Annotated in this window: 19 protein-coding genes; 8 read left to right on the plus strand and 11 right to left on the minus strand. The window is 64.7% G+C overall.

Features of this window, described 5'->3' with window-relative positions:
- Positions 1-170: 170 nt before the first annotated feature.
- The 4 genes from PI87_RS19060 to PI87_RS19075 all read right to left on the minus strand — a co-directional run bounded on the left by PI87_RS19060 (position 171) and on the right by PI87_RS19075 (position 4,591).
- On the minus strand, positions 171-2,006 hold the full coding sequence (locus PI87_RS19060; protein WP_084210010.1) for a family 2A encapsulin nanocompartment cargo protein cysteine desulfurase: 1,836 nt from the start codon (positions 2,004-2,006) through the stop codon (positions 171-173).
- Positions 1,981-2,922, minus strand: coding sequence for a family 2A encapsulin nanocompartment shell protein (locus PI87_RS19065; RefSeq protein WP_039599289.1), 942 nt, complete (start codon positions 2,920-2,922; stop codon positions 1,981-1,983). The genes PI87_RS19060 and PI87_RS19065 overlap by 26 nt, the downstream gene beginning before the upstream one ends.
- Positions 2,923-3,018: 96 nt before the next feature.
- Entirely contained in the window at positions 3,019-3,999 is a 981-nt protein-coding gene (gene epsC / locus PI87_RS19070) for a serine O-acetyltransferase EpsC (RefSeq protein ID WP_052321609.1), read from the minus strand.
- Between the two features lie 67 nt (positions 4,000-4,066).
- Positions 4,067-4,591 carry a rhodanese-like domain-containing protein gene (locus PI87_RS19075; protein WP_039599290.1) on the minus strand — a complete coding sequence of 175 codons (525 nt, stop codon included), beginning with the start codon at positions 4,589-4,591 and terminating at the stop codon, positions 4,067-4,069.
- Between the two features lie 217 nt (positions 4,592-4,808).
- On the opposite strand from PI87_RS19075, the gene PI87_RS19080 reads away from it, so the two are divergent.
- The 6 genes from PI87_RS19080 (at position 4,809) to PI87_RS19105 (ending at position 9,568) form a co-directional block, all read left to right on the plus strand.
- Positions 4,809-6,227 carry an aminotransferase-like domain-containing protein gene (locus tag PI87_RS19080; protein WP_039599291.1) on the plus strand — a complete coding sequence of 473 codons (1,419 nt, stop codon included), beginning with the start codon at positions 4,809-4,811 and terminating at the stop codon, positions 6,225-6,227.
- 82 nt (positions 6,228-6,309) lie between these two features.
- Positions 6,310-6,747, plus strand: coding sequence for a DUF3005 domain-containing protein (locus PI87_RS19085; RefSeq protein WP_084210011.1), 438 nt, complete (start codon positions 6,310-6,312; stop codon positions 6,745-6,747).
- Between the two features lie 116 nt (positions 6,748-6,863).
- Complete coding sequence (gene gspF, locus PI87_RS19090) at positions 6,864-8,078, plus strand: type II secretion system inner membrane protein GspF (protein WP_039599292.1); 1,215 nt, start codon at positions 6,864-6,866, stop codon at positions 8,076-8,078.
- Between the two features lie 2 nt (positions 8,079-8,080).
- Positions 8,081-8,551, plus strand: coding sequence for a prepilin-type N-terminal cleavage/methylation domain-containing protein (locus tag PI87_RS19095; protein ID WP_039599293.1), 471 nt, complete (start codon positions 8,081-8,083; stop codon positions 8,549-8,551).
- Entirely contained in the window at positions 8,538-8,948 is a 411-nt protein-coding gene (gene gspI / locus PI87_RS19100; protein ID WP_039599294.1) for a type II secretion system minor pseudopilin GspI, read from the plus strand. The genes PI87_RS19095 and gspI overlap by 14 nt, the downstream gene beginning before the upstream one ends.
- On the plus strand, positions 8,948-9,568 hold the full coding sequence (locus PI87_RS19105) for a PulJ/GspJ family protein (protein ID WP_039599295.1): 621 nt from the start codon (positions 8,948-8,950) through the stop codon (positions 9,566-9,568). The genes gspI and PI87_RS19105 overlap by 1 nt, the downstream gene beginning before the upstream one ends.
- Before the next feature lie 15 nt (positions 9,569-9,583).
- On the opposite strand, the gene gspK is transcribed toward PI87_RS19105, so the two are convergent.
- Together gspK and PI87_RS19115 are read right to left on the minus strand one after the other, a co-directional pair.
- Positions 9,584-10,564 (minus strand): type II secretion system minor pseudopilin GspK, encoded by a 981-nt coding sequence (gene gspK / locus PI87_RS19110; RefSeq protein ID WP_039599296.1) that lies wholly within the window; start codon positions 10,562-10,564, stop codon positions 9,584-9,586.
- Positions 10,561-11,304: a hypothetical protein gene (locus PI87_RS19115; RefSeq protein WP_039599297.1), complete on the minus strand. Its 744-nt coding sequence runs from the start codon at positions 11,302-11,304 to the stop codon at positions 10,561-10,563. The genes gspK and PI87_RS19115 overlap by 4 nt, the downstream gene beginning before the upstream one ends.
- 495 nt (positions 11,305-11,799) lie before the next feature.
- Between PI87_RS19115 and PI87_RS19120 the strand changes: the two genes are divergently transcribed.
- Complete coding sequence (locus PI87_RS19120; protein WP_052321610.1) at positions 11,800-13,029, plus strand: substrate-binding domain-containing protein; 1,230 nt, start codon at positions 11,800-11,802, stop codon at positions 13,027-13,029.
- A 135-nt stretch (positions 13,030-13,164) separates the two neighbouring features.
- Positions 13,165-14,475: a substrate-binding domain-containing protein gene (locus PI87_RS28620; protein ID WP_084210013.1), complete on the plus strand. Its 1,311-nt coding sequence runs from the start codon at positions 13,165-13,167 to the stop codon at positions 14,473-14,475.
- A gap of 115 nt (positions 14,476-14,590) precedes the next feature.
- On the opposite strand, the gene PI87_RS19130 is transcribed toward PI87_RS28620, so the two are convergent.
- From PI87_RS19130 to PI87_RS19150, 5 genes are read right to left on the minus strand one after another with little or no spacing between them, the layout of a single operon-like run.
- On the minus strand, positions 14,591-15,064 hold the full coding sequence (locus PI87_RS19130; RefSeq protein ID WP_232314032.1) for a YbjN domain-containing protein: 474 nt from the start codon (positions 15,062-15,064) through the stop codon (positions 14,591-14,593).
- Between the two features lie 44 nt (positions 15,065-15,108).
- Entirely contained in the window at positions 15,109-15,813 is a 705-nt protein-coding gene (locus PI87_RS19135; RefSeq protein WP_157003171.1) for a hypothetical protein, read from the minus strand.
- 9 nt (positions 15,814-15,822) lie between these two features.
- Positions 15,823-17,598, minus strand: coding sequence for a putative porin (locus PI87_RS19140; protein ID WP_232314033.1), 1,776 nt, complete (start codon positions 17,596-17,598; stop codon positions 15,823-15,825).
- Between the two features lie 50 nt (positions 17,599-17,648).
- Positions 17,649-18,362 (minus strand): TonB family protein, encoded by a 714-nt coding sequence (locus PI87_RS19145; protein ID WP_052321614.1) that lies wholly within the window; start codon positions 18,360-18,362, stop codon positions 17,649-17,651.
- A 13-nt stretch (positions 18,363-18,375) separates the two neighbouring features.
- On the minus strand, positions 18,376-18,789 hold the full coding sequence (locus PI87_RS19150; protein WP_039599299.1) for an ExbD/TolR family protein: 414 nt from the start codon (positions 18,787-18,789) through the stop codon (positions 18,376-18,378).
- Positions 18,790-18,796 lie beyond the last annotated feature (7 nt).

Below are 18,796 nucleotides of genomic sequence, written 5' to 3' on the forward strand. Positions count from 1 at the left end.
ACCAACGCGGGCTGGCACGCATGTGAAATGGAAATCTCCGAGGTTCAATATCGCTTTTGGTGAGCCCGATAATCTGGGCGGGCGCGTGAACATAATCACCAGAAAAAAAGCCGGCCCAATGCATATGCATTAGGCCGGCCGTACCTCTCTTCCGCAGATGGGTTTATCGCTCAACGCCGCGCCAGCGCGCTCACCACGCGCACCAACTCGTCCACCTCCTCGCACGTGTTGTAGAACGCCAGCGATGGCCGCACAGTGGCTTCCACACCAAAGCGCCGCAGGATCGGCTGCGCGCAATGGTGACCGGAGCGCACCGCAATGCCCTCTCGGTTGAGCGCGGCCCCCACCTCTTCCGTGCGATACCCGGCCAACGTGAACGACAGCACGCTCGCCTTGTTGGCCGCCGTACCGATCAGCCGCAAGCCCGGGATACGCGACAACCCGTGCGTGGCGTACACCAGCAGGTCGTGCTCATAGCGCGCGATGCTCTCCAGGCCGATGCGCTCGACGTAGTCGAGTGCAGCACCCAGCCCCACCGCGTCGGCGATGTTGCCGGTACCGGCCTCGAAGCGCGCGGGCGCGGGCTGGTACAGCGTCTTCTCGAACGTCACATCGGCAATCATGTTGCCGCCGCCCTGCCACGGCGGCAGCGTGTCGAGCAGATCCTGCTTGCCGTACACCACGCCAATGCCCGTCGGCCCGAAGACCTTGTGACCGGAGAACACGTAGAAGTCCGCATCCAGCGCCTGCACATTCACCCGCAGGTGCGACACCGCCTGCGCGCCATCCACCAGCACGCGCGCACCTGCCGCATGCGCCAGCGCGATGATCTCCTGCACCGGCGTGACCGTGCCCAGCGCGTTCGACACCTGCGTGACAGACACCAGCTTCGTCCGGCTGCTGAGCAACTTGCGGTACTCGTCCAGCAGGATCTGGCCGCTGTCGTCCACCGGAATCACGCGGATGCGCGCGCCCACCTGCGCGGCAAGCTGCTGCCACGGCACGATGTTGGCGTGGTGCTCCAGGTGCGAAACGATGATCTCGTCACCCGCGCCGATGTGCTGGCGGCCGAACGTCTGCGCAATGAGGTTGATCGCCTCCGTCGCACCGCGCACGAAGATGATCTCGCTGGCCGACCGCGCACCAAGGAAGCGTGCAACCTTGTCGCGTGCGCCCTCGTAGGCATCGGTGGCACGCGCGGCCAGCGCATGCGCTGCACGGTGGATGTTGGAGTTCTCGTGCGCGTAGAAATACGCCAACCGGTCGATCACGGCCTGCGGCTTGTGCGTGGTGGCCGCGTTGTCCAGCCAGATCAGCGGCCGGCCGTTCACGCGCTCGGCCAGGATCGGGAAGTCCCGTCGCACGGCCTGTACGTCGAACGTGCTGGCGCGATGTGGCTGGTGACTGGTGTCACGCGGCGCTTCCAGCGTGGGCGGTGTGAGGAAGTAGAACTGCCCCGCCTGCACCGCACCGCCCGGTTGCTGCAAGGCACTCGGCCCGGCAGGCGGCGTGCCGGCGGCACCGTCAACCAGCCGCGCCAAGGCGTCAGTGCCCGGTAGGTGGAACGGTTGCGCGGTAACACGATCGTCCGGCGCGCCGGCTTCCGTTGCCGCCACCCCCGCATGCGGCACGGCCGACTGGTAACCACTCGCCTCACCCAGGAAGTAGTACGGCGAACCGGGTGCCGAAACCGGGTGCGCAGGCGTGGGTTGACCATGACCGGATACCGCCTGCGGCAGCGCTGCCGCGTACTGCGTCGGCACACCCAGCACGGGCACAGGCGACACAGCGGGCGTGGCTTGCGCGGTGGGCAACGGGCTCAACTGCGGCGCGGCACCCACGGGCGCCGGGTCGATCTCAGGCTCAGCCCCCGGCAACGTGGCGAAGAACGCGTTGGCCAATTGCGTCAGCGCAGCCACATCCGGCAAACCCGCGGGCACCTCTGCCACCGGCAACACCAGGCCGCTCACACCGGCCGGGTTACTTGTAGGTGTCGGGGTAGTCATGGTACTTGCCGATCTCCACGTCATCGAGCACTGCCAGCGCATCTTCAGTGAGCACCGCCAGCGAGCAATACAGCGAAATCAGGTAGGACGCGGTGGCGTTCCGGTTGATGCCCATGAAGCGCACCGACAGCCCTGGGCTCTGCTCGCCCGCCACACCCGGCTGATACAGGCCGACCACGCCCTGGCGCTTATCGCCCACGCGCAGCAGCAGGATCTTGGTGCGACCGTGCTCATCAATGGGCACCTTGTCCGACGGGATCAGCGGCAGGCCACGCCAGGTCAAGAACTGCGAGCCGAACAGGCTGACGGTGGGCGGCGGCACCCCGCGCCGCGTGCACTCTCGCCCAAACGCGGCAATCGCCAGCGGGTGGGCCAGGAAGAAGGCGGGCTCCTTCCACACCTTGGTGATCAGCTCGTCCAGGTCATCCGGCGTGGGCGCACCGGTGAGCGTGGAGATACGCTGCGTCTCGTCCACGTTGGCCAGCAGGCCGTAGTCCGGGTTGTTGATCAGCTCGCTTTCCTGACGCTCCTTGATGGTCTCGATGGTCAGGCGCAGCTGCTGCTGGATCTGGTCGTGCGGGCTGCTGTACAGGTCGGACACGCGGGTGTGCACATCCAGCACCGTCGTCACGGCGTTGAGGAAATACTCGCGCGGCTGGTCTTCGTAGTCGACGAAGGTTTGCGGCAGCTCCGCACCCTCGTCACGCTGCGAGCACGCGACACGCACGTCGCGCGGGTTCTTCACGCGGTTCAGGCGAAAGATGCCGGCCTCCACCGGCTGCCATTGCAGCAGGTGCACCAGCCAGCGCGGGCTGATGGTGGACAACTGCGGAACGGTCTTGGTCGCGTTCGCCAACTGGCGCGCGGCGGTATCGCCCAGCGCCGTGCGCACGTCAAAGGTATCTGCTTCTGCCATGCAATGACTCCCAACTTCACTTGGTGGAATGCGCCCCGCCTTGTTGGTAGGGCGCGGTGGAAAAAACGAGGGATGTGGATCGGGACGTTGGGCGGGTCAGCGCGCAGCCACTGCGTTGCGCACCTGGGGCGCTTCGTTCTTCGCGGTGGCCTGCACGTTGGCTTGCGTGACGCTGCTGCCCGGCGGCACGCTACGCGTGAGCCACACGTTGCCGCCAATGGACGAGCCGCGCCCAATGGTGATGCGTCCGAGGATGGTCGCCCCAGCGTAGATGACGACGTCGTCTTCCACCACCGGATGGCGCAGCGCGCCCTTCTCCAGATGGCCTTCGGCATCGGCGGAGAAACGCTTGGCGCCCAGCGTCACGGCCTGGTAGATGCGCACGCGCTCGCCAATGACGGCCGTCTCGCCGATCACCACACCAGTACCGTGGTCGATGAAGAAGCCGCTGCCGATCTGCGCGCCGGGGTGGATGTCGATGCCGGTGTCGGCATGCGCGGTCTCGGCCACCATGCGCGCGAGCAACGGCAGCCCAGCGCTGTACAGGTGATGCGCGATGCGGTGGTGAATGACGGCGAGGATGCCGGGGTAGCACAGCAGCACCTCGTCGACGCTGCGTGCGGCCGGGTCACCGTGGTAGGCGGCCAGTACATCGGTGTCGAGCAGCCGGCGCAACGCCGGCAGCGCCACTGCGAAGTCGCGCACCAGCTGTATGGCGTCGGTATCGGAATCGGCATCGTGTGCACCGGCCTGGCGTGCGGCGTGACGCAATTCAAGCCGCACCTGTGCGACCAACCCATTGAGCGCCGCATCGAGCGTGTGACCGACGTAGAAGTCCTCGCTCTCTTCACGCAGGTCCGTCGGCCCGAGCCGCATCGGGAACAGTGCCCCGCGCAGTGCCTCCAGAATCTGCCGCACGGCCTCGCGCGAGGGCAACTCACGGCCTGTGGCTTCCGTACGGCCGTGGCGTGCGCGCCAGTCTGCCCGCGCGGTGCGCAGCTCGCTGACGATGCGGTCCAACTGCCAGCCTGCGCTTTGCACGGGCGCAGGCCGCCCCGCGATGACGCTCTCGCTCATCGTCGCTCCCCTGTTCAGTATTCGGTGATGGGTCTTGTGGTTGGGTGAGGTGGCTAAGCCACGGCGCTCAGTCCTGCTGCCAGGGCAGTCCCCAGCGCCGCCAGCCGCCGGCCTCGCCGCGCTGCTGCTGTTCGTCGAGATCGCCCTCGAAGCCTTCGAGCACGTTGAACGCGTTGGCAAAGCCCGCCGCCGCAGCCGCTTCGGCCGCCGCTGCGGAGCGCTTGCCGCTGCGGCACAGCAACAGCAGCACGGCATCCTTGGGCGCCGCTTTCTCCAGCTCGCGCAGGAAGCGCGGGTTCTTGAGCATGGCGGGGCCGGTCTGCCAGGCAACGTGCACGCTGTTGGGCACGCGGCCTACGAACTTGCGCTCCTCTGCGGTGCGCACATCCACGAGGATGGCCTCGCCACGGCTGGCCAGTGCCCACGCCTCCGCCGGCGTCAGCCCGCCGGCATAGCGCAACTCTTGCGCGGCGGCGTGGGCACGTGCGCGTTCCAGCAACGTGGCCGAAGGCGTCGACAGCACGCTGTCGAGCACGGCCTGAACAGCCGGATCGCGCACGGCGGCAGTGGCTTGAGCAGTGGTGACAGGCATCGGACCTCCGGCTAGGCAACAGTGAGTGATGGACAAGCCCACTCTAGCCGTGGGTGATATTTGATAAAACGAATAAAACCGCCCTTCGATCAACGCCCATCGCATAAAGCAGGCATCAGCCCTTCCGCCACTTGCACGGCTGGCCGCTACAATGCGAACAGTCACGAACAGTTGCACGTGACTGTTCCGCATCATCCGCCACGGAGGGCAGCCGCCCATGAAGCTCCTGATCGACGCCACCACGCGCGTGCCCATTGCTGACCAGATCGTGGCCGGCGTGCAGGCCTGGATTCGCGATAACGACGTGCGGCCCGGCGCCAAGCTGCCGTCGATCCGCCAGTTGGCGGCCGAGTACAGCATCAGCCGGTTTCCGGTGATCGAGGCGTACGACCGGCTGGTGTCTATGGGGCTGCTGGATTCTCGTCACGGCTCGGGCTTCTACGTGGCCGAGAGCGGCCTGACCGGGCGGGCGGGACGCGGCTGGTCTGACCCGCGCCTCGCCGAGATCGAATCCGATCACATCCTCGAGCAGTTCAACTACCCCGATGCCTCGCTCAAGCTGGGCGGCGGTTTTGTGCCGGCCGACTGGCGTGACCTGGGCGGGCTTACACAGGCCATCCGCCAGGTTTCGCGCACCGACGTGGAAGCTGTGATCGACTACGCCACGCCGCTGGGCAGCCCCGCGCTGCGCCACCAGATCATGATGCGCGCCCGCCAGCTCGGCATTCAGGCCGAGTTGCCCAACGTGATGATGACGGTGGGCGCCAGCCAGGCCATCGATCTCGTTATCCGCCACCTGCTCAAACCCGGCGACACGGTGTTCGTGGAAGACCCGGGCTACTTCAACGTGTTCGGGCTGCTGCGCCTGCATGGCGTGAAGCTGATCGGCATTCCGCGCACCGCCGACGGCCCCGACGTGGAGGTGACCGAGGCGATGCTGCGCGAGCACCGTCCCAAGCTGTTCTTCGTCAACAGCGTGCTGCAGAACCCAACGGGCTCGGTACTTTCGCCGCCGGTGGCGTTCCGCCTGCTGGAGCTGGCACGGCGCCACGGCTTCGTGTTTGTGGAAGACGACATCTTTGCCGACATCCAGGGCGACCCGACCGCGCGGCTGGCCACGCTGGACCAGCTCGAACACGTGATCTACGTGGGCGGGTTTTCCAAAACGGTGTCGGCATCGCTGCGCGTGGGCTATCTGATTGCACGGCGTGATCTCGTGCAAGACCTGACCGACGTCAAGATGCTCACCAGCGTGGGCGGCTCACGCTTTGCCGAAGCGGTAGTCGCCACCCTGCTGGAGCGCGGCGCCTATCGCAAATATGTCGAGCGGCTGCGCCAGCGCATCGGCGATTCGCTGCTCGCCTCGCTCGATGTGCTGACCGACGCAGGCTGGGAGATCTTTCATCACCCACCGGGCGGCAACTTCCTGTGGACGCGCGTGCCGCACATTGAGGATTCACGCGAACTCGTGGCGGCGGCTGCACGGCATGGCGTGACGCTGGCGCCCGGCAGCTACTTCCGGCCGAACCTGGAGGTCTCCCCGTGGGTGCGGATCAACACCGCCTACACGGGCGAGGCGCGTGCGCTGGACTTCCTGCATGAGATGGGCCGACGCCCGGCGCGCAAGCGGGCATAGCGTGCATGGGTGGGTGAGACCACCGGGCGGGCATGACGGTTGCGGGCACGTTGCCGTCTCCCATCACCGCAGGAGCCGCATCATGCACGCCACCAAGTTCCGCTCTGCCCGGCCGCCGCTTGTCGACGCGAAAGCGCTTCCGGCCAGCGCCGTTCCGGACGATCCGGTGCAGCACGCATCACGGCGCATCCGCTCCGTCGACGCTGCTGGCACCGAAGCCTCCGGCAGCACGATCGACTGCGATGGCAAGAGCCGCGAGGCCATCCGAAATCCGTCGCTGTGGCAGGACAACGTCATCTACTCCAACGCTTCGCTCGTCAACACCCATCCGGAGCCTGATCCCGACGCGCCCATCGCCGGCATCGACAGCCGGCCCAGCCACGGGTTTCCGGCCGTTGCCACCGCTGCAGGACATCACGTCGTGCTGCGCGGCGAAGTTGAAGAGACGGTGCGCAAGAACACGCGCGTCGTGCAGCGTTTCTCGCTCGAAGACGACGGCCCCGACACCAAGCCGCGCTAACAAGCATGTCGCGTTGACACACCTGTGCAAACTTTCGCACACCACAACGCCATCTTTGTTGCCTAGAGTTGGTCCGGCTTTGCTGACGAACCCGCAGTTTTCGCCCGTTCTCGCTCATGCCGACCTTCCGCTACGAGGCCGTCACGCCGGCCGGACAACTGCGCCGTGGCGTCATCGATGCCGATGGCAGCCGAGGTGCACGCACGTTGCTACGTTCGCGCGGCATGACGCCAATCGACGTATCCGCTGTGGCCGAGCGCACCGCCAACACGAGCCTCAACGGGCTGCTCGGTCATCGCCTGGGCACCACAGAGCAGGCGCTGTTCACGCGCCAGCTGGCCAGCCTGCTGACGGCCGGGCTACCACTGGACGAAGCGCTCTCCGCCCTGGCCGCTGAAGCCGAGCGCGACTACGTGCGCGACCTCATCAGCACGCTGCGCTCGGAGGTGGTGGGCGGGCAATCGCTGTCCGGCGCACTGGCCCGCCACCCGCGCGATTTTCCTGACATCTACCGTGCCCTTGTCTCCGCCGGGGAGCACACCGGCAAGCTGCACGTGGTGCTCTCGCGCCTGGCCGACTACATCGAGGGCCGCAACGCTCTCACCCAGAAGATCAAGCTGGCCTTCACCTACCCGGCCGTGGTGACGGTGGTGGCGTTCGGCATCGTGGTGTTCCTGCTCACCTACGTGGTGCCGCAAGTGGTGGGGGTGTTCACGACGACCAAGCAGAAGCTGCCGACGCTGACCATCGTCATGCTGGCCTGCAGCGACTTTGCACGCGACTGGGGCTGGCTGGCCGCAATCGTTGCGGTGGCGCTCGGCATGGGAGTCAAACGGCTGTTGCGACGCCCAGGCCCCCGTCAGGCATGGCATGGCTGGCTGCTCGGCGCACCGCTGATCGGCCGGCTCGTGCGCGGCTACAACACGGCGCGCTTTGCCAGCACGCTGGCCATTCTCATCAGCGCAGGCGTGCCGATCCTGCGGGCACTGCAGGCGGCGGGCGAGACACTCAACAACGTGGTGCTGCGCCAGAACGTGGAAGATGCCATCAGCCGCGTGCGCGAAGGCACGTCGCTCTCACGGGCGCTGGCGCATGACAACCGGTTTCCGCCGGTGCTGGTTCACCTGATCCGCTCCGGAGAATCCACCGGCAACCTTGCCCCCATGCTGGACCGCGCAGCCGAAGGTGAGACACGTGAACTGGAACGTCGCACGCTGTTCATCACCGGCCTGCTGGAGCCCGCGCTCATCCTGAGCATGGGTGTGATGGTGCTGCTGATCGTGCTGGCCGTGCTGATGCCGATTCTCGACATCAACCAGATGGTGCGCTGAGCATGCGTACTGGCATGCGCGCTCGCGGTTTCACCCTGCTCGAGATGCTGGTGGTGGTGGTCATCATCGGCATCGTGATGGGGGCGGTGGTCGTCAATGCGCAACCTAGCCAGCGCACAGTGCTGGAGCACCAGGCACAGCGCCTGATCTTCCTACTGCAGACGGCGCACGATGAAGCGCGCCTGCGCTCCCAGCCCATCGTGTTCGAGGCGACGCCCGAGGGCTACCTCTTCCTCATCCGCGAGCACGACGCTTGGCAACCATTGCGCGACGACGTACTGCGCGCGAGCCCGTGGCGGCAACCGTTGGCTGCGCTGTCGCTCATGCAGGTAGGCCGCCCAGCACAGTCCGGCACCGTGCGCGTGCTGTTCGGCCGCGAAGCCATCGAGTCGCCCATCACTCTGCGCATGGCGGGCGACATGGCCCAGGTCGATATCGTCACCACGGGGCCGGGGCGCTATGTCGTGCAATAGGCCCACGCGGCACCACACTGCGGGCTTCACACTGTTGGAAGTGCTGGTGGCGCTGGTGATCGTGGCCGTGGCGCTGGGTGCCTGCCTGCGTGCAACGGGCCTGCTGGCCGATTCCAGCGCCGGCATGCGTGAGCGCACGCTGGCGCAATGGAGCGCCGCCAACCACCTTGCGCGCATGCGCCTGGCCAATGCCGTGCCGTCGCCAGGTCTGTATCGCACACCGTGCAGTCAGGGGCGCATCGCCCTCACATGCGAAGACACGGTCATCGTGCTGGAGAACCCCGCGTTCCACCTGGTCGTGGTCTCCGTCTATCGCGAAGGTGAAGGGTTGGAGACACGCGTGCGCCTGGCGCAGGTGGCCACCGTGCTGGCCGACACAACCAACCAGGCCTTCTGATGCAACGCGCCCGTTCCGCCGGCTTTACCCTGATCGAAATGGTGATCGCCATCACCATCCTGGCGATCATCGCGCTGATCTCGTGGCGCTCGCTGGACGGCATCATTCGCGGCCAGCATCGGCTGACAGAAAGCCTGGAAGAGACGCGCGCCCTCGACCGCCTGTTCGAGCAGCTCGATACCGACTTTGGCGAGGCCGTGCGCGACGACGATCTTGGCCAGCCCTCCGTCGTGTTTGGCGATGGGGACCTGCGCATCGTGCGCATGCTGCGCGACGCGCGTCAGCCGATCCGCTGGCAGGTGGTGCGCTATCGCGTGGACGGCAACGCGCTCATCCGCGAGGCTTCGGTGCCGCTCAACGAGCGCGGCCGTGCACGCGAAGCACTGCATGCGAACCTGCCGGAACGGCTGACGCTGGTGGAACACACCTCTGCGCTGCAAGTCCGCGGGTGGACAACACAGGGGTGGCTGGCATTGTCTGCGGATGCGTCTCAGCCCGCATCCGCCGCGGCAGCTCCCGGCATGCTGCGACAGATGGCGCCCAACGCCGTTACAGGCCTGGAAGTGACCGTGATGGTCAATGACGCGCCCTATACCAAGGTCGTTCTGGTGGATCTGTAGCGCGCTGGTCGCGCCTCAGCCGTCGATGCCCGGCATGGCCGGCTCGTGCACCCACAGCACAGAAGTGCGATAACGCTCGCCAATCCCCTCACGCAGGATCAATGCGTCCAGCGAACGCGTGGCCCGCCCGTTGCGCAACCGGCTATGCGCGATGAAGTAGCGACTGCGCGTTTCCAACAGGATGTCGCCCTGCTCGGCCAGACCGGGCGCGATGGCTTTGAGGCGGTTGGTGAGGTCACCCATATCGCGAAACCATGCCCTGTCACGGCTCGACACCAACGCAGCCGCCTGCCCCGGCGACAGGCCGTGAATGGTCGCCGCCAGGACCTCCGCTCCCGCAGTATTCAGGTTGATCGAGGTCGGCTCGGGCAGTACGACCACATAGGGCGCAAGCTTGCGCACACCGTCGGCCGTGTAGCCGGGAATGCGCACCAGGTCTTCCGGCTGCGCGAGTGCAAATGCGGAAGACGCCTTCGCGTCAAGACTGCGCAGGATGGCCGTGGCCGTCAGTACCGCCAACGACGGATCGAGATCGGCTTTCACCAGCAACTGCTGATACACGCGCACACCTTCCGGCCGGATGCCCGGCGGCTTGCCGCCTTCGGCTGCCGTCACCAGCGTGTTGAGGTTGAAGCGCGCCTGTGCATCTTCGATGTAGCCGTCGATGCGCATGTCGCCCGCCGCATCGAACGCCTGCAAGCCCGTCTTGCCCAGTACGCCGGCCACCGGCAGATCGTTGACCGGTGCGGCCCAACGCTGGCCGAGATGATCGGCGGGTGCGGTGCGCGCGTTCTCACGCAACAGCATGCGCGCCCACTCCACAGAGGCACGCTGCATCCACACCGTATCGGCACGCAGGCGTTGCACCTCCACCTTGCGAATGGCGGCTTTCTGGCCGGCAAACATTGTTGCCACCAGCGTCACGGCCATCGCCACCACCAGCAAGGCAGTGACGACAGCCGCGCCGCGCTCACGGCGCATGCGTTTGCGCTTCATGCCTCGGCCCGGCGCAGATAGGTCCAGAACGCACCCACATCTTCAGCGTTCACGGCGGGCTGTGCCTCTTCCAGATACGTCTGCGACAAGCTCACCTCCTCCATGTGAAACAGATGCTGTTGCGAGGGCAGCAGCGTTGCGCGCGGATGCGTGTAGTGCGCACGGAAGAAACGCGGCGGCGACCCGCGCGGCGTATGCAGGTCGTGCACATCGCGCACTGACGAGTCAAACCAGAAATGCAACCAGCGCCCCCCGCGCTGCCGCCCCGCCAGAATGAAGCCCGCATACGACAGCAGGATGTACGGCACGCTCGCCGGCTTGAGCGCTTCATACGCCCACAGATTGCGTGCCGAGGCGTAGTCCAGCAAGGCAATGAAGCGCGCCATGGACAGCGTAGGGGCATGGTGTGGCCGCTTCATGAACGCAAAGTGCCACTGCCATTGCGCGAGAAAACGCTCGCGGTTGCGCTGCGCGAGCACAACGTCCACCCCCTGCTCGACGGTGATGTCGGATGGCGCGTCGCCGTTGCGTACGAGCGGACAGCACAGCCGCTCACCACTGATATGGCTGAAGCGCGGCTTGAGCTTGTCGCTCTTCGAGCCAATCACATACAGCGCCCCATGACAGATCGGGCAGCGCGCACGCGGCACGTGCTCTGCCTTGGCCAGATGGCCAAACGCTTCGAGGTACATCGCTACCGTCAACATGTGCTCTTCGGTCGGATGCAAAGCCAGATTCATGAACGGACCTCATGGTTGATTGGTTCCGCAGCGCCCCCCTCTTGTGATGCATTGCGTGTGACCTTGTGTCCTGCTCTACTTTGGAGCGAGATCAAAAGACAACACGCATCCCTGGCGCAATACGCCATGGCTTGTATTCAATTGAATTTCAATCAGAATGCAGTCACACGATTCAATCGCTTGAATTGGGTTCCACATACACGCACGGTGCAATGCCATGCCCCTGTCATGCGTGAAACTCAAATGCATGGCCTGCTTCCAATTGACGAACGGCACCCTGCAAAACCGCACACCGCTTATATTCGACGGCTTTCCATTCGCAGAAACTCATGACGAGAACGCATGAGCTGGCGCCATCGCTTTTTCATCTGCTTATCCCGCCTGATTCACACCTGGCATCAATACTTTGCCTGCCGATGTGAATTCATTCGTGAGTGCATATCGGCAAAACAACACTACTTGTATTTGCTGATCCCTATTCCTCTGGAGCACTCCATGAAGCTGAAGCAAGTCATGATTCAAGCCGCCTGCGCCGCCCTGGCTCTGGGCTCGGCCGCTGTGGCTTTCGCCGGTACGCAACCGAACCCGACCCCGGCATCGCCGGTGGTCGTTGGCGGTGGCGCTTCGCTGCCCGAGTTCCTGTACAGCTCGGAAATCGCCGCGTTCGGCCCGAACCACATCTACGCCGTGACGGGTAGCGGCGGTGGCAAGACCGCACTGACCACCAACAACCCGACCGCGTTCAACAACGCCTACGTGACGCCGCGCGCTGACACGACCGTGCACTACGCCGGCAGCGACTCGGTCCTGAGCGCATCGGACATCAGCGCCTTCGCCCCGCGTCAAGGCACGGACGGCGCCCTGGTGCAGATCCCGTCGGTTGGCACGCCCGTTGGCATCCCGTTCAAGAACGCCAGCCTGAGCAGCCTGACGCTCAATGACGACCAGCTGTGCAAGGTCTTCTCCGGCAAGGTCACTGACTGGAGCGGCATCAGCTCGGCTTCGGGCCCGATCACGGTCGTCTATCGTTCGGACAGCAGCGGCACGTCGGAAATCTTCACCCGCCACCTGAACGCGGTCTGCAACAGCACCAACTCCAACGTGACGTTCGTGACCAGCACGAAGTTCACCGACAGCTTCCCGGGTGGCGTGGTGCCGGCCAACTTCGTGGGTGGCAACCTGAGCGCCGGCGTGCGTGATGGCGTGGCCGCTGGCAATGCCATCGGCTATCTGAGCCCGGATTACATCAACAAGACCCTGGCTCCGCTGTCGACCGTTGCTACGCAAAGCCTGTCCGCTGCTAGCCTGGTCAACAGCAACAACGGCGTGACCTACACGCCGAGCTCGGCCAACGCCACCACAGCGCTCAGCAACCTCACCCTGCCTTCGATCAGCAATCCCACTGTTAACTGGGCTGACCCGAACACCTGGGCCCTGACGGTTGCAAACCCGGCCACCGGCTACCCCATCGCCGGCCTGACGTACCTGGACCACGTCCAGTGCTACGCCGACGCCACGGTGCTGAGCAAGATCCAGACGTTCCTGGATCGCCACACGACGTACTCGGGCACCAACAGCAACGCCGGTCGCATTCTGGGCAACGGCTTCGCCCAACTGCCGAGCGGTCTGCTCACGCTGGTGCGTGACAACCTGCTGAACAACGTCAATGGCAAGAACGCCAACATCGGCAACGCCACGGCTTGCGCAGGCAAGGCTGGTCGTTAATCGATAGCGACATAGGTAGCGGTTCGCCGCTGTCGAGAGGTTTAGGCCCGGCATTGCCGGGCCTTTTAACAACTCGCGCTGCTTGCCAGATCGGTAAGCTCGCAGCTTCTGTGGATCGCTCCCTCCGATGCGTTCATGAAGCAATCGATGAATCGCGCCAAGGCGCTTCCAAATGTTTGGAGATTTCCAATGAGCCGAACATCGCTCGTCGTTTCCGCGCTGCTTTCGTTCTCTGTGCTTGAAGCTAGTGCAACCGCACTCGCCAGCACTCAGCAAGACCCTGCACCACAGTCCCCGGTTGTTGTCGGAGGGGGATCGTCGCTCGCCGCACCGGTATATGCGGCTGACATCAGCGCATTTGGGCCGAATCACATTTATGCCGTAACGGGTAGTGGCGTGGGCAAAGCATCGCTGTTGAATAGCGACCCGAACTGGTGGAAACCTGGGGAAAGCAGCAGCTTCAACGCTGCTTATATACCCCCCCGCACTGATACGATTGTGCACTATGCAGGCAGCGACTCGGTCCTGAGTTCCTCCGAAATCGGCACGTACAACGCGAACCGCCAACAAAAGGAAGGCAACCTTCTGCAGATTCCATCGATGGGGGTTGCCATTGGCATCCCATTCAAGAAGGATGGCGTTACCAGCCTGACTCTGAACGACCACCAATTGTGTGGAGTCTTCTCGGGCAAGATTACAGACTGGAGCCAGATCACCTCGGCCTCGGGCCCAATTACCGTGGTGTATGACAGAGACAGTAGCGGTACTACGGAGATATTCACACGCCACCTGAACGCCGTTTGCTGGACTGGCGCATCCGGCAACTCCAATGTGGCATTCGTAACGAGCACCAAGTTCGAGGACAGCTTTCCAACTGGTTATATGCCCCCCAACTTTGTTGGAGTGACCCTCAGTGAGGCCATGCGCGACACCGTTGCCGCTGGCAACGCCATCGGCTACCTCAGCCCGCCATACATCAGCACGAAGAGCGCCCCCTTGTCGACGGTCGCGACACAAAACCTCCAGGCAGCCAGCCTGCTCAACAGCAACAACGGGATAGCATACCAACCATGGCCAGTACATACGGACACGGCACTGAGCAACTTCACCTTGCCCACACTTTCGTCCAACTTGGCTGATCCGAACACCTGGGCGCTGACAATCGCCAACCCCACCACGGGCTACCCGATCGTTGGTCTGACCTACCTGGATCACGTCCAGTGCTACGCCGACGCCACGGTGCTGAGCAAAATCCAGACGTTCCTGGATCGTCACACAACGTACTCTGGCACGAACAGCAACGCTGGCCGCATTCTTGGCAACGGCTTTGCCCGACTGCCGAGCGGTCTGGTCACCCTGATCCGCGACAACCTGCTCAACAACGTCAACGGCAAGAACGCCAACATCGGCAATGCCACGGCTTGCGCAGGCAAGGCGGGTCGTTAATCGATAGCGAGAAAGACGGCGGTTCGCCGCTGTCGCAAGGTTTAAGCCCGGCAATGCCGGGCTTTTTTCATGGCAACGCAAACGTTGCAGCATTCAAGCGAGACGGTTGGCTGCGTTATTGCGTGACAGCTTCCGCGGGCTGCGTAGCGCCGGCATCCAACGCCGCTGCACCCTGCGTAGCCGGCTGATCGCGGTAGTTACGCAGATACACGAAGAACTCGCCCATCATCTGCATCCACAGGCGGATCTGCGTGACGAGGTGTTCGGTAGAGATGCCGCCGGCAGCGATCACATCCATCTCCAGCACAACGAAATCGCCATGCTGCGCCAGGCGCGCAAAGCGGCGTGAACGGTGCCAATCGGCAATCAGGCTTTCGGGCAGCGTGCCCCCCTGCACACGCAGCGGGCAGCTCAGCGTGAGGTCTGCATAGCGGCCGGACTCGATGGCGTTGCCCCACAGAATCTGGAAGCTGATGCCGTGGCTGGCGCTGGTCAGGTACGTGATGCCGCCCTGTTCGATGGCGGTGACAGCGCCGCCTGCGGCCTTGATGCCGTCGGACACATCGGTGGGGGAAAGGGTCGTCAGCATGGACGTAGAGGTCATGTGCGTGGATGAATCGGGGACGAAGAAACTCAGTGCGCCTTGGGCGCTTCTGCTTGCGGAGCGGAGGCCTCAGGTGCGGGGGCGGGCGAGGTAACGGCGCGCGGATCAAAGCGGCCGTCGTACAGCTTGTCGCCATACTCCTGCGCGATCTGCTCGTACTTGACGCGCGACTTGGTGGCAAACGGCTGACGCGCAGCGATGATGGTGCTGACGTCCATCGACTCGTAGGCACTCAGCACTTCTTGGCCGACGGCGTAAAGCTTGGCGTTCTTGGCTTCGCATTGCTGCAACGCGGTCTGCTGTGCGGTGGATGCGGTGGCCAGCTTCTGGCGTTCCGCCTCAGTGGCGCGAGCGCGGCGCAGCAGTTCGTCATAGGCAGCGCGTAGTTGCGTGATTTGCGTGTTGGCCTTGTCGGCCACGGTTTGCGCTTCACGGTGTGCGGCGGCGCTGCCTTCGCTCAGTTGGCGGGTGCGGGCGCGCTCCGCATCAAGCTGGGCGCGCAGGTCGGCAAGCTCTTTCTTGGAGGCATCGGATGCGGGCGCGTTGGCACCGCCGCCCGCCTGCAATTGTGCGAGCTGCGCCTGTGCCTGCTGAAGCTGCGTGGTGGTGGCGCGCAACTGCGCACGCAAGCGCTCTTCCATGCTGGGCTGCTGTGCCAAGGCAGCGCATGGGGCCAGCGATACCGCTACCAACAGCGTCAGTATCAGCCGCGAGGCAATTCGGTTCTCGTCCACGTCGGCCCCTTAGAACTTGGCGTTGAAGTCGAGCTGCAGCGTGTCGATCGACAGGCGCGGGCCTGTGACTTCACGCGTGGAGATCCAACGGCCGGTGAACCACGCGTTCTTGTCCACCGCGTACGAGCCGCCGAAGTAGTAGCCGCGTCCGTTGGTGCCGCCGCCGTGGAAGGTCGGGTCGTTGTAGCCATCGGGCATGGAGTCCGCCTCGATGCGCTTGTAGCCGGCAATGATGTTCCAGTCGCCGCGTGCACTCGGGGTCGGCTTGCCGAAGGTGCCCTGCAGCATGTAGGCATTGCCGCCGCTGCGGAAGTCCGACCGGTTCGTGCCACCCGTGCCGCCAAAATTGTTGACGATGCCGCCCGCCCCGGCGCGCTGCCACATCTTGTCGGGGTCGTAAGCCAGGTTGCGGATGTAGTTGGCATCGAAGCGCAGGCTGTAGTTGCCCATGACCTTGGTGTCCCAGCGCGCGTTCAAGTCCAGCAGGCGGAACTCGGAAGCCAGGCCCACGTACTGCGGCTGCGGCGTGTTGGCCGGGTCCAGCGGGTTGAGCGCGATGTTGCGCAACAGCATCAGCGTGTTGCCCTTCTGCATGAAAGCCGGGCGCGACCAGTCCGTGCTGCAGCTGTCCAACCCCGAGTACAACGCGCACGGCTGCGATACCTGCCCCGTGACGTTGTTGAAGTTGTAGTAGCCCACCGCGCCGCGCAGCGTGTTGTGCGAATCCATCTTCCACTCTGCACCGGCCTGGGCGGCGAAGAGCCACTTGTTCTCGCTGGAGCTCTTGTTCTGGCTGCGGCTGGGGAAACCGTCTGCCGAGTACTCCAGCGGAATCACGCCAACGGTACCGAACAGCGTGACGGTGTCGCCGCGCAGCGTCTTGCTGAAGTTGGCAGCAATGCCGTCAAAGTTCAGGTCTTGCGAGAACAGCAGGTCAGTCGACCAGAACGGATTGCCAAAGCGGCCGCCCGTGATCGTCACCCAGTCAGCCGGCTTGTGCGAGATCCAGGCCTGATCCAGCCACACGTTCTTCTTGCCCAGGCCGCCGCCCAGCAACTGGGTGGTCGACACCGGGTTGTTGTCGCTGCCCGATGCCAGGCGAATACCCGCCTGCGTGCTCTCGGAGATGTCTGCGAATACGCCCAGCCGCGCTCGCACACGCCATTGGTTGCGGCGGTTCTGCGAGGTGTTGAGCAGCGGCGGCAGCTTGGTGTTCGTGTTGGTGTTGACGTCGAAGCCCGTGCCAGCGTTGATGGCAGCCCAGTCGATTTCGATGTTGCTGTTCTGGCTCGACAGGAAGCGCGATTCGTTGCGCACGCGCACATCGCCTTCCACGCGGATGCCCTGCGTCCATGCGGGGATGGCATCGGGCGCAGCCCAGCGTTCGGTCTTGGCCTGGGCCAGCACCTCGCTCTTGACCTCGTCGCGAATCTGGTCGCGCACGGTCTGCGGCACATAGGGCACGCGCACGTCGCCGGGCTCGGCCTTCACGCCTGCCGTTTGCGTCGTTTGTGCGGCCTGTGCAGCCACCTGGCGCTGCAGTTGCTGCGTGGCTTGCGCTTCTGCACGGGCCTGCGCGAGCAGTGCTTCGCCCACGTCTTTCTTGAGCGCGCCGCTCTGGATCAGGCCGCGGATGAGCTTGACCATCGTGGTGTCGCCCGTGGCGGTTTGCGCGTGCACGCTGCCCGACGCGATCAACAGGCCGACAGCCGACGCCAGCGCAGCGGCACGGAATGGGTGGGTAACGGGGTTGAGTGCCATGTTCTTGGAAGAAGTGCGTTGCATGCTGGAGTGCCGGCCCGACTGCCGTGCCGGCGCGATCGTTATCACGTGTTTCAACCGGCGGGCCGCTTGCCTTGCAGCGTCACGCGCTGCGGAAACTGCAGGGAAGCCGGTGGGCGTTCATCCACCTTCTCAACCGCGCGCAAGGAGGCGAGCACAGCCTGATCGGTGTCGGCATTGCCGCTGCCGCGCACAAGCTCGACGCGGGTGACGCGGCCATTCGGGTCCAGCCACACGTTCACCTGCATCAGGAAGGCCAACCGGCGCACGCGGTCATCTCGCGACAGGGCCTGTTGCAGCACGTAGCCGAAGTACCGGCCATAGGTGGCATTGCCGCCGCCGGCACCTGCACCGCTCATGCCGCCGCCCTTGCCTGCGCCGATGCCGAAGGCGTCCGTACCGGCCTGCCCATCGGCATTCATCGTCACGGGATCGGACAGATCCTTTGCTGGGTTGGGCGTGTCTTCGGCTGGCTTGGGTGTTTCGGGCGTGGGATCGGGCTTGGGCTCCACCACTTCGGGCCTCACCTTGTCAGGCTCTGGCTGCTTCTCGGGTTGCGGTGGTGGCGGCGGGGGTGGCGGCTGCAAGACAAGCATCGGCGTAGACGGTGCCTCACGCTTGGTGCTGGCCGTGCCCGCGAGCAGATACCACACCACCGCCACGGCGATCAGCCCCACTACGGCGCCGATCACATAGCCGCCCCAACGCCGCCAGAAAGCAGGCTGCGGATCCGCAGTGGGCGTGGATGGGTTCAGGTCGAGCTGCATGGTCGTGCTGCCCTCACGCCACCGGCTTGCCGGTCACCAGGCCGATCTGGTTGAGATCGATCTTGCGCAGCAGGTCGAGCACCTCCACCACCTTGGCGTACTGCACGGACGAATCGCCACGTACGATCACCGGAAAATCCGGCGTGATGGCCTTCTCCGTGCGCAGGCGGTCTTCCAGCTCTGGCAGCGTGACTGGATACGCATCCAGGAACACCTGCCCGTTGTTGTCGATGGTGATGGCTTTGGTCTTGGGCTTTTCCAGCGCCACGGAGGCGCTGGCCTTCGGCAGGTTGACCTTGATGCCGGGAATGCTCGCGTTGCTGGTGAGGATGAAGATCACCAGCACCACCAGCAGCACGTCCACAAACGGCGTGATGTTGATACCGCTGGCACGCTTCTTGGGCCCAAAGCGGGACACGTTTGCCATGGCCGCC

Origin of the sequence: Ralstonia sp. A12 (assembly GCF_000801955.1) — a bacterium.
In the GTDB taxonomy this organism is placed as follows: Bacteria; Pseudomonadota; Gammaproteobacteria; order Burkholderiales; family Burkholderiaceae; genus Ralstonia.